The organism is Candidatus Methylomirabilota bacterium (assembly GCA_036001065.1).
Classification (GTDB): domain Bacteria; phylum Methylomirabilota; class Methylomirabilia; order Rokubacteriales; family CSP1-6; genus MNEF01.
In genome coordinates this window covers 20522-29924 of record DASYUQ010000106.1, presented here as the reverse complement: position 1 = coordinate 29924, position 9403 = coordinate 20522, and the positions used below count along the sequence as shown (strand labels likewise).

Sequence of the window (9403 nt, the reverse complement as noted above, 5' to 3'; positions counted from 1 at the left end):
GGCGCTCTTGCTCCCCCCGCGCGGCGTGATCCGCTACGGCGATCACGTCCTGGAGCAGGGCGAGCCGTTCTTCGAGGCGGTGTGCGAGCAGCGTCTCGAAGGCATCGTGGCCAAGAAGATCGACAGCCGGTACACGGGGGGGCGCTCGCAGGACTGGATGAAGATCAAGTGCCAGCGCCGGCAGGAGTTCGTCATCGGCGGCTACACCGATCCCCAGGGCTCGCGCGGCCACTTCGGCGCGCTCCACCTCGGGCTCTACGAAGGCGACCGGCTCGTGTACGTCTCGAAGGTGGGCACCGGCTTTGACGCCAAGACGCTCAAGATGGTCTGGGAACGGCTGGCGCCGCTGGCCCGCCCCACGTCGCCCTTCGACGTCGGCTCACCCCGCGGGCGCAGCCATCACTGGGTCGAGCCGAGGCTCGTCTGTGAGGTGCGCTTCACCGACTGGACGCAGGACGGCGGCCTTCGCGCCCCCGTCTTCCTCGGGCTTCGGGACGACAAACGCCCTGAAGATTGCCGGCGTGAAGTTCCGCAGGAGGTCGCCGGGGTGGGGGAGGGTTCCGGGCTTCGAAAAGCAACTCGCCCGCGAACCCTCCCCCACCCCGGCGACCCTCCGGAGGAGCATCACGCCGAGAGTGAGCATCGGGTGACGATCAGTAATCCGAAGAAGGTGTTCTGGCCGGATGAGGGATACACGAAGGCGGACCTCGTGACCTACTACGAGACCGTGGCGCCGTGGCTGCTTCCGTATCTGGCGGATCGTCCGCTCGTCCTCACCCGCTACCCCGATGGCATCCACGGCAAGTCCTTTTTCCAGAAGGACGCCCCCGACTTCATCCCCTCCTGGATCCGCACCGAGCGCATCTACTCGGAAGACACCCGGCGCGACATCAACTACTTCGTGGTGAACGACGTCGAGACGCTGCGCTACATCGTCAATCTGGGGACGATCCCCCTGCATCTGTGGGCCTCCCGCGTCGGCTCCCTGGAGCATCCCGACTGGCTCGTGCTGGACCTCGACCCCAAGGGCGCCCCCTTCACCGACGTCGTCAAGGTCGCGCGCGCGCTGCACCGCATCCTGGAGCGCCTCGAGTTGCCGAGCTACGTGAAGACGTCGGGCGCGACCGGCCTGCACATTCTCCTGCCGCTGGGCGCGCGCTACTCCTACGAGCAAGTGCGGACCTTCGCGCGCCTGCTGGCGACCCTCGGTGTGGAGGCGGAGCCCGAGATCTCCACGATCGCCCGCCCGCTGCGCGCGCGGGGGGGCAAGGTCTACATCGACTGGGGCCAGAACGGCCACGGCCAGACGGTCGTCGCCCCCTTCTCGGTGCGCCCCCTGCCCGGCGCGCCCGTGTCGTGCCCGCTGCGCTGGGAGGAGGTCACCGCGCGGCTCGATCCCAAGCGCTTCACGATCAAGACGGCGCCGGCGCGGTTCGAGAAGGCCGGCGATCCTCTGGCGCCGGTGCTGTCGGGAGCGATCGACATGGCCAGGACCCTCGAGCGCATCGGGCGCGGATCGACGACGGACCGCTGACCGAGGCCCCCGCGCATCGTCCTCACCTGTGGGCCGGCGGAAGCGGTCACTCCGCGAGCAGCGCCTCGAAGCGCCGGGCGAACGCGGGACCTGTCCCCGACTCCTCGTGCTTGAAGAAGACGAACGTCTGGCGCCAGCCGGCGCCGACGCGGCGGAGCGTCTCCACCCAGCGCCGGAGGTCGTCGTCGGTGTAGCCCTCGTCGCGGAGACGCAGGTAGCCGAAGTCCGCGGTCGCCACCAGCGGCGTCGTGCCCTTCTCGCTGTCGGCGATGCAGAGCGCCGCGTTCTTCGCCCGCAGGCGCTCCAGAACGTCATCGGTGAACCACGACGGGTGGCGGAACTCGAAGGCGCAGGCCAGGCCCGGCGGCAGCAGCGCGAGGAGATCGGCCAGCCGTCCCGGCTCCTTCTTGAAGTTGGGCGGGAGCTGAAAGAGGAGCGGGCCCAGCTTCGGCCCCAGCGTGTAGGCGGTGTCGCAGAAGAAGCGCACGGGCTCGTCCACGTCCCGCAGGCGCGCGAAGTGGGTGATGCGCTGCGGCGCCTTGAGCGCGAAGGTGAAGCCCGCCGGCGTGGCGCCGGCCCAGACCGCCAGCGTCTTCGGCGTCGGCATCCGGTAGAACGTCGCGTTGATCTCGACGACGGAGAAGCGCTCCGCGTAGTACGCGAGCATTTTGGCGGCGGGCAGGTCGGCCGGATAGAAGGTGCCCTTCCACTCCGGATAGTTGTACCCGGAGGTCCCGACCCGGACCGTCAGAGCCGTGCCGCCAGCGCCGCCACCCGGTCCCGGGCGGCGGCGTCGAAGCGGCGGGCGCGCCCCACCGCGCAATTGTCGACGGCATGGCGGGTGTCGCGCGTGGCGGGGATGCTGACGCTGGCGCGCGCGTCGCTCACGCCCCAGTTCAGGAGGGCCTGGGCCCAGGTGTCCAGCCCGTACTCCTCGAGGAATTTCAGCTCCCGGGGCGGAGGCGCCGTGCGGACCAGGGCGCCCTGGCCGAGGGGCCGCATCAGGATGACGCCGAGCCCCCGCGCCGCCGCCAGCGGCAGCAGCGTGCGCTCGACCTCGCGCTCCCGCGGGTTGTACGGCACCTGGATCGTCTCGACCCGTCCCGTCTCGATGATCTCGGCCATCCGGTCGAAGTGGGTGGGGCTCCAGTGGGTGATGCCGATGGCGCGGATTCGTCCCTGCGCCTTCAGCTCCTCCAGGTAGGGCAGATGCGTCGGCCACGCCTCGAGGTTGTGGATCTGATAGAGGTCCACGACGCCCCCGTACCACTCGAGCGCGCGTCGGATCTGCTCGCGCCCCTCGGACGCCGAGCCGGCCCAGACCTTGGTGGCGATGACCACCTCCTTGCGGCGACGTCCCAACGTCTCGGCCAGCACCCGCTCGGCGGCGCCGTACATGGGCGAGGAGTCGAAGAACGTGACGCCGTGGGCGAGCACGGCGTCGGTGACAGGCTGGACGGCCGCCGGATCGCGCACATCGTAGCTCTGCCAGGTGCCCATGCCGATGACGGAGACCTCCAGCGCGGTCCGGCCCAGCCTGCGGCTTTCCATGACGGCAGAGTGTACCGCGGCCGCGGTCGCTGGTACCCTCGCCGGTATGGGGGAGGCAACCATGGCCGCACTCGCTCAGTACGCCCTGCCCGGGATCATCGTGGTGAGCGCCCTGGGGGCGTTCATCATGTGTTTGCAGGTGTTTCGCTACGGCTTCACGGCCGGGGGCGACGAGGATCTCGACGACGCCTCCCACCGGCTCTTCGTCACCCGGTTCGCTCACGCGCTGGCTGCCGTATGCTTCGCCACCGCCGCCATGCTCGCCGTCATCGCGGTCAAGGCCCAGGCGCCGGCAGCGAGCCCCCCGCTGGCCGCGGCCGGGTCCGCCGTGGCCCCCCCGGCCAACACCGGCGAGGTCGCCGCGCTCCGTGAGGATGTGCGCCGGCTGGAAGAACGGCTGAACCGCGAGCTGGCGGCGCTCGAGGAGCGCTTGACGAGCGCCGAGGGGGCGGCCACGCGCGCGCGCGTCGAGCCGCGCGCCGAGCGTGAAGAGGCCTCGAGCCTCCCGGCCCGCGCCCGCCCGGCCCCCCGCGCTCCGGGCCGCGGCCGCGAGACGCCGGCCCCGCGCCCCGGGCCGGTAGACCGCGAAACGGCCTCCGCGCTGCCCGCCGACGTGAGCGCGCATCAGCTCCGGGCGACCGTGCAGGGTGTGCACGTCGACGTGCAGAGCCGCCCCGGCCACGGCCCGGAGACGGTCTACACGATCCGGCTCTCCGACAGCACGGACCGCCCGCTCACGGGCGCCGCGGTCACCCTCCACGGACAGATGGCCGACGGCGCCACGGTGGGCACCCCGCTCGGCCCCGGGCCGGAACCCGGCGTCTACCGGGGGCGGGTGATGATGACCGCCGAGGGGCCGCGCGACCTGCGCCTGCGCGTCGTGCAGCACGACAGACGGTTCGAGCTGTCGTTGGCCCACGCGGTGAGCTGGTGAAGCGCGTCGCCGTCCTCGACGACTACCAGGGCGAGGTGCTGGCGCTCCCCTGCTGGCAGCGGCTGGCGGGCCGGGTCACCGTCGATCACTATCGGGACACGTTGGGGAGTGAAGACGCGCTGGCCAAGCGGCTCGGGCCCTACGAGATCCTCGTGCCCATCCGCGAGCGCACCCGCTTCGGGGCGTCGCTGCTGGGGCGGCTGCCGGCCCTCGGGCTGCTGGCGCTCACCGGACGCAACTCCGGTCACGTCGATGTGAGCGCGGCCACCGCGGGTGGCGTCCTCGTCGTCGAGACCGGCGGTTCCGGCGTGGCGGCGATCGAGCTCACCATGGGGCTCATCCTCGCCGCCGTGCGGCGCATCCCCCAGGAGGAGCGCGCGCTGCGCGCGGGCCGCTGGCAGACGGGATTCGGCGTCGAGCTCAGCGGCAAGACGCTGGGCGTGGTAGGCCTCGGGCGCATCGGCAGCCGTATCGCGGCCTTCGGCACCTTCCTCGGCATGCGGGTGCTGGCGTGGGGGCCGACGCTCACGCCCGCGCGCGCCACCGCGGCCGGGGCGGCCTACACCCCGCTGGAGACGCTGTTGCGGGAGAGCGACGTGGTCTCGCTCCACACGCGGCTCTCCGACATGACCCGGGGGCTGATCACGGCCCGTCACCTGGCGCTGATGAAGCCCACCGCCTTCCTGATCAATACCTCCCGCGGCCCGGTGGTCGACGAGGCGGCGCTGGTCGAGGCGCTCCGCGCCCGCCGCATTGCCGGCGCTGGGCTCGACGTCTTCGACGTGGAGCCCCTGCCGGCCGACCATCCCCTGCTCGCGCTCGACAACGTCGTCCTCACGCCCCACGTCGGCTATGTCACCCGCGAGGCCTACGACATCTTCTTCCACCAGGCCGTCGAGAACATCGAGATGTACCTCGACGGGAAGGTCCCGCCCCGGGCGCTCAACCCCGAGGTGCGCCAGCGCCGGTAGGGCCGAAGAAAGACCCGTGCCGACGAGCCGGACGGATGAGGCGGGCAACCGCTACGAGCGGCGGAGATTGTCCAGCGGGGGGCGCTTCGAGATCATCAAGAACTTCTACACGCGGCAGGAGTTGGACACTATGTTCAGCGCCTACGGGCGCGAGGTCGCGTACGAAGAGCTCGAAAACTTCTGGGTGCTGAGCGGGTGCGCCGGAGTTACCACCGTTCGAGCGCGGGCTTCGCCCGCGCCATCCTTCCCCGGGGGGAGGCCTCGGAGGGGGCCCTCGAGGCCCCCTCCGACTGGCCTACCCCAGCGCCTGGGCGAGGTCCTCGATCAGGTCGTCCGGATGCTCCAGGCCGATCGACAGGCGCAGGAGATTCTGGGGCGTCCGGCTCTCTGGCCCCTCGATGGACGCGCGGTGCTCGATGAGGCTCTCGACGCCGCCGTAGCTCGTCGCGCGGGTGACGAGCCGCAGCTTGGCCGCCACCGTCAGCGCCGTCGCGCCGTCGCCCTCGACCTGGAACGACAGCAACCCGCCGAAGCCCGCCATCTGGCGCGCGGCCAGGGCGTGGCCGGGATGGGTCGGGAGCCCCGGATAGTGGACGGCGGCGACGCGGCGATGGCCGGCGAGGAATCGGGCGACGGCCAGCGCGTGGGCCGACTGGGCGCGCACGCGGTAGGGCAGCGTGCGAATCGATCTCAAGATCAGCCAGCAGTCGAAGGGGGACGGGATCGCGCCGCCGCTGACCTGGACCTTCCTGATCGACTCGAACACGCCCTCCCGTCGCCTGGCGATCACGGCGCCGCCCATGACATCGCTGTGGCCGGCCAGGTACTTCGTCGTCGCGTGGTGCACGAGGTCGACGCCGTGCTCCAGCGGATGCTGGAGGACGGGCGTGCCGATGGTGTTGTCGCACACCGTGAGAGCGCCGGCCCGCCGCGCGATCTCGACGACGGCCGCGATGTCGGTGATCCGCAGCATGGGATTGGAAGGCGTCTCGATCCAGACCAGCCGCGTGTTCGGCTGCAGGGCCCCGGCGACCTGGGCGGCGTCGGTCATGTCGACGAAGGTGGCCTGGAGGCCCCAGGGCGCGAAGTGCTCGCGTAGCAGGCGCGCGGTGCCGTGATAGACGTCGCCGGGCGCGATGACGTGGTCGCCCGGCCGGAGCGCCTGGAAGATCGCGCTCGTCGCGGCCGTACCCGAGCCGAAGGCGGCGGCGCTCGCCCCCGACTCCACCTCGGCCAGACAGCGCTCGAGGGCCTCCCGGGTGGGATTGCTGTTGCGGGCGTAGAGATGGCCGCGGGGGTAGCTGCCGTCGGGCTCGCGCTCGAACGTGGTCGACAGATGGATGGGCGGCGTGACGGCTCCGGTCGTGGGATCGATCTCCTTACCGGCATGAACGGCCCGCGTCTCGAATCTCATCGGCGGCCCTCCCGTTCAGCGCACTTCGCGTCCGAGGAATGGTAATTCGATGCAGTCCCGCCGCGTCAAACCCGCTCGAATGCGCGGCCTGGACGACGGCACGGCGCTTGCTCCTGGCGGAAGCGGGCAGGATCCGGTGGCGGAGCCAGCGTGAAGCACGCGGGCCCGTGGTGCTCGGCCGGGCCCTCCCACGCCGCGCCCATACGCCCCTGTGGGCGCGGCTTCTATTTTTCCTGCCCGAGCTTCTGACTGAGCGCGATCAGTGTCTGCAGCTTGACGCGGGCGGCGCCGCTGTCGATGGACTTCGCGGCCAGCCCCGCGCCCTCCTTCAGGTCGCGGGCCCGGCCGCCCGCCACCAGCGCGGCCGCCGCGTTCATCAGCACGATCTCGCGCCTGGGTCCCGGCTCGCCGCCGAGGATCCCCCGGATGATCTGGGCGTTCTGCTCGCGGTCGCCGCCCTGGAGGTCGGCCATGGACGCCCGGGCCAGGCCGAAGTCCTCTGGCCGGAGGGTGAAGGTGCGCACCACGCCCTCCCGGACCTCGGAGACACGGCTGTCGCCGGTGTTCGAGATCTCGTCGAGCCCGTCGGCGCCGTGCACGACGAAGGCGCGCACCGTGCCCAGCTCCGCCAGCACCCGCGCCAGGGGCTCGGTGAGGGCCGCCGAGTAGACGCCGATCACCTGGGCATTCGCCGCCGCCGGGTTGGTGAGGGGGCCCAGCATGTTGAACACGGTCCGGATCCCCATCTCGCGCCGCGCCGCCATCACGTGCTTCATCGCCGTGTGGAGCAAGGGGGCGTAGAGGAAGCCGATCCCCACCTCGTCGATGCAGCGCGCCACCCGGGCCGGGGTCAGCTCGAGGTTGATGCCGAGCGTCTCCACCACGTCGGCGGACCCACAGAGCGACGAGACGGAGCGGTTGCCATGCTTGGCCACCCGCAGGCCGGCGCCGGCGACCACGAACGCCGTCGCGGTGGAGACGTTGAAGGTGCCGGCGGCGTCGCCGCCCGTACCGCAGGTGTCGATGAGCATCTCGCGGTCCGTGCCCGTCAGCGCCGCCGTCTCCTCGCCGCGTGTGCGGACGTGCACGGCCTTCTGGCGCATCACCTGGGCGAAGCCGATCAGCTCCTCGACCGTCTCGCCCTTCATCCGGAGCGCGGTGAGGAAGGCCGCGATCTGGGCGTTGGTGGCGGCGCCCGACATGATCGCCTCCATCGCCGCGGCCGCCTCGATGCGGGTGAGGTCGCGCCGCTCCACGAGCGCCTTGACCGCCTCGGTGATGGTGGGACTCGTCACCCCGTTCCCTCCGCTTCGAGCGGGCTTTGCGTTTCCAGCGCGGGCTTTGCCCGCGCAACCTCCTTTGGGGAGGTTCGGAGGGGGCCCCCTCCGACTATGGATCTCGGAGGGGGCCGTAACGTCCGTCCCCTCCGAATTATGCCCGGGCCGTTCGCCCGCGGACCGCGGCGACGGCGCCCAGCACCTGGTCCATCCGCACGGGCTTCGACAGCACCTCGTCCACGCCGTGCTCGGCCAGCTCGTCCTCGGTCAGCAGCACACCCCAGCCGGTCAGCATCACCACCGGCACCGACGGTCGCAGCGTCTTGCACACGCGCGCCAGCTGGAGCCCGTTGAGCTTGGGCATCGCCAGGTCGGTGATGACGAGGTCGATCGACGAATCGACCTTGAACTTCTCGACCCCGTCCGAGCCGTCGACGGCCACCACGACTTTGTGCCCCACGTTCGACAGGATGTCCCGGATCATCTCCCGCACCTGGGGGTCATCGTCGACGACCAGGCAGCGCGCCGGCCCACCCCGAGCGCGGGCCTCGTCCGGTCCCAGCGGCCGGGCGCGGGCCACGCCCTCCAGGGGAAACTTGATGCGGACCGTCGTGCCGCGGCCGGGGGCGGTGTCGATCTCGATCTGCCCGCCGTGGCGGGAGACGATGCCGTGGGCCAGGGAGAGGCCGAGGCCGGTGGCGCCCGGCTTGCTGGTGAAGAAGGGCTCGAAGACGCGGGCCTGCACGCCGGGCGTCATGCCCATGCCCGTGTCCGTCACGCTGACCACCGCGTCGCCGTCCTCCATGCGCACCGCCACCGTCACCGTGCCCCCCTCGGGGGCGGCCTCCAGCGCGTTGGCGATGATGTTGCCGACCGCTTCGGTGAGGGCCAGAGGATCGCCGGCCATCGGCGGCACCGATCCCAGCTCGGTCTTGATCTCCACGCGCGGGTGGTGACGCGAGGTCGTGGCCGCCACCGCCCGCTCCACCGCCGCGCCGAGATCCACGGGCACCCTCGGCTCCTCCCGGCGGACGCGCATGAACTCCTGGATCCGCCGGACGGTCTGGGCCCCGCCCAGCGCCGCGCGCTCGATCGTGTTGACCCACTCCCGCAGCTGGGGGTCGGTGATGCGCTGGGCCAGGAGCTGCGTGCGCCCGATGATGGGCGTGAGCACGTCGTTGAAGCTGTGGGCGAAGCTGGAGGCCATCTCGCCGAGCGCGCCGAGCCTCTCCAGGCGCGTCACCTGCGCCTGCGCGTCCCCCAGCGTCCGGCCCAGGCGCCGCAGGCGGCGCTCGAGGGTGATCGCCCAGACGGCGAGCCCGAGCGCGACCACGGCCAGGGTGACCAGGAGCAGCGGACCCATATCAGCGGCCAAGATACGCCCTCTTGATCCCTTCGTCAGCCAGCAGGTGATCGCGCGGCCCCGTCAGGGCGATCCTTCTGTTCTCGAGCGCGTAGGCGCGGTGGCACAGCCGCAGCGCCCGGAGCACGTTCTGTTCGACCAGCAGCACCGTCGTCCCCTCCCTGTTGACCCGCGCCAGATTATCAAAGATCGAGGCGACCACGACAGGGGCCAGACCGAGCGACGGCCGCGGGGCGCCCAGCCAGGCCAGGTACATTCCCCACACCATCATGTCGCCGTGCGCGAAGTTGATCACCCGCGTGATGCCGAAGATGAGGGCGAGGCCGCCGGCCGTGAGGCTCGCGACGCCGCCGAACAGC

9 protein-coding genes are annotated in these 9403 nt (G+C 71.5%); 3 read left to right on the top strand and 6 right to left on the bottom strand.

Translation table 11 applies throughout. The features are described 5' to 3' along the window. A partial coding sequence (gene ligD / locus VGV13_09920; GenBank protein ID HEV8641400.1) for a DNA ligase D occupies positions 1-1534 on the top strand: 1534 nt, incomplete at its 5' end. Positions 1535-1580: 46 nt separating this feature from the next. Here ligD and VGV13_09915 read toward each other — a convergent pair. Both VGV13_09915 and VGV13_09910 read right to left on the bottom strand, forming a co-directional pair. Next, on the bottom strand, positions 1581-2285 hold the full coding sequence (locus VGV13_09915; protein ID HEV8641399.1) for a DUF72 domain-containing protein: 705 nt from the start codon (positions 2283-2285) through the stop codon (positions 1581-1583). After that, entirely contained in the window at positions 2282-3085 is an 804-nt protein-coding gene (locus tag VGV13_09910) for an aldo/keto reductase (protein ID HEV8641398.1), read from the bottom strand. The genes VGV13_09915 and VGV13_09910 overlap by 4 nt, the downstream gene beginning before the upstream one ends. Before the next feature lie 61 nt (positions 3086-3146). Here VGV13_09910 and VGV13_09905 point away from each other — a divergent pair, with 61 nt between their 5' ends. Both VGV13_09905 and VGV13_09900 read left to right on the top strand, forming a co-directional pair. Beyond that, on the top strand, positions 3147-4019 hold the full coding sequence (locus VGV13_09905; protein ID HEV8641397.1) for a hypothetical protein: 873 nt from the start codon (positions 3147-3149) through the stop codon (positions 4017-4019). After that, positions 4016-4990: a D-2-hydroxyacid dehydrogenase family protein gene (locus VGV13_09900; GenBank protein ID HEV8641396.1), complete on the top strand. Its 975-nt coding sequence runs from the start codon at positions 4016-4018 to the stop codon at positions 4988-4990. Before VGV13_09905 ends, VGV13_09900 begins: the two co-directional genes overlap by 4 nt. Positions 4991-5285: 295 nt before the next feature. On the opposite strand, the gene VGV13_09895 is transcribed toward VGV13_09900, so the two are convergent. The 4 genes from VGV13_09895 to VGV13_09880 form a co-directional block, all read right to left on the bottom strand. Then, the gene (locus VGV13_09895) at positions 5286-6404 is read right to left on the bottom strand and encodes an aminotransferase class I/II-fold pyridoxal phosphate-dependent enzyme (GenBank protein HEV8641395.1); all 1119 of its coding nucleotides are present in this window, start codon (positions 6402-6404) and stop codon (positions 5286-5288) included. A 224-nt stretch (positions 6405-6628) separates the two neighbouring features. Beyond that, the gene (gene trpD, locus VGV13_09890) at positions 6629-7699 is read right to left on the bottom strand and encodes an anthranilate phosphoribosyltransferase (protein ID HEV8641394.1); all 1071 of its coding nucleotides are present in this window, start codon (positions 7697-7699) and stop codon (positions 6629-6631) included. A 136-nt stretch (positions 7700-7835) separates the two neighbouring features. Beyond that, positions 7836-9056 (bottom strand): ATP-binding protein, encoded by a 1221-nt coding sequence (locus VGV13_09885; protein ID HEV8641393.1) that lies wholly within the window; start codon positions 9054-9056, stop codon positions 7836-7838. Then, a complete protein-coding gene (locus VGV13_09880) occupies positions 9046-9339 on the bottom strand; it encodes a hypothetical protein (GenBank protein ID HEV8641392.1) in 294 nt (97 codons plus the stop codon). The genes VGV13_09885 and VGV13_09880 overlap by 11 nt, the downstream gene beginning before the upstream one ends. Between the last annotated feature and the right edge of the window lie 64 nt (positions 9340-9403).

What these genes read in the sequence shown, in the direction of transcription:
- VGV13_09910 (HEV8641398.1), bottom strand. Translation starts at nt 3,085, where the DNA reads ATGGAAAGCCGCAGGCTGGGCCGGACCGCGCTGGAGGTCTCCGTCATC.
- VGV13_09905 (HEV8641397.1), top strand. Translation starts at nt 3,147, where the DNA reads ATGGCCGCACTCGCTCAGTACGCCCTGCCCGGGATCATCGTGGTGAGC.
- VGV13_09895 (HEV8641395.1), bottom strand. Translation starts at nt 6,404, where the DNA reads ATGAGATTCGAGACGCGGGCCGTTCATGCCGGTAAGGAGATCGATCCC.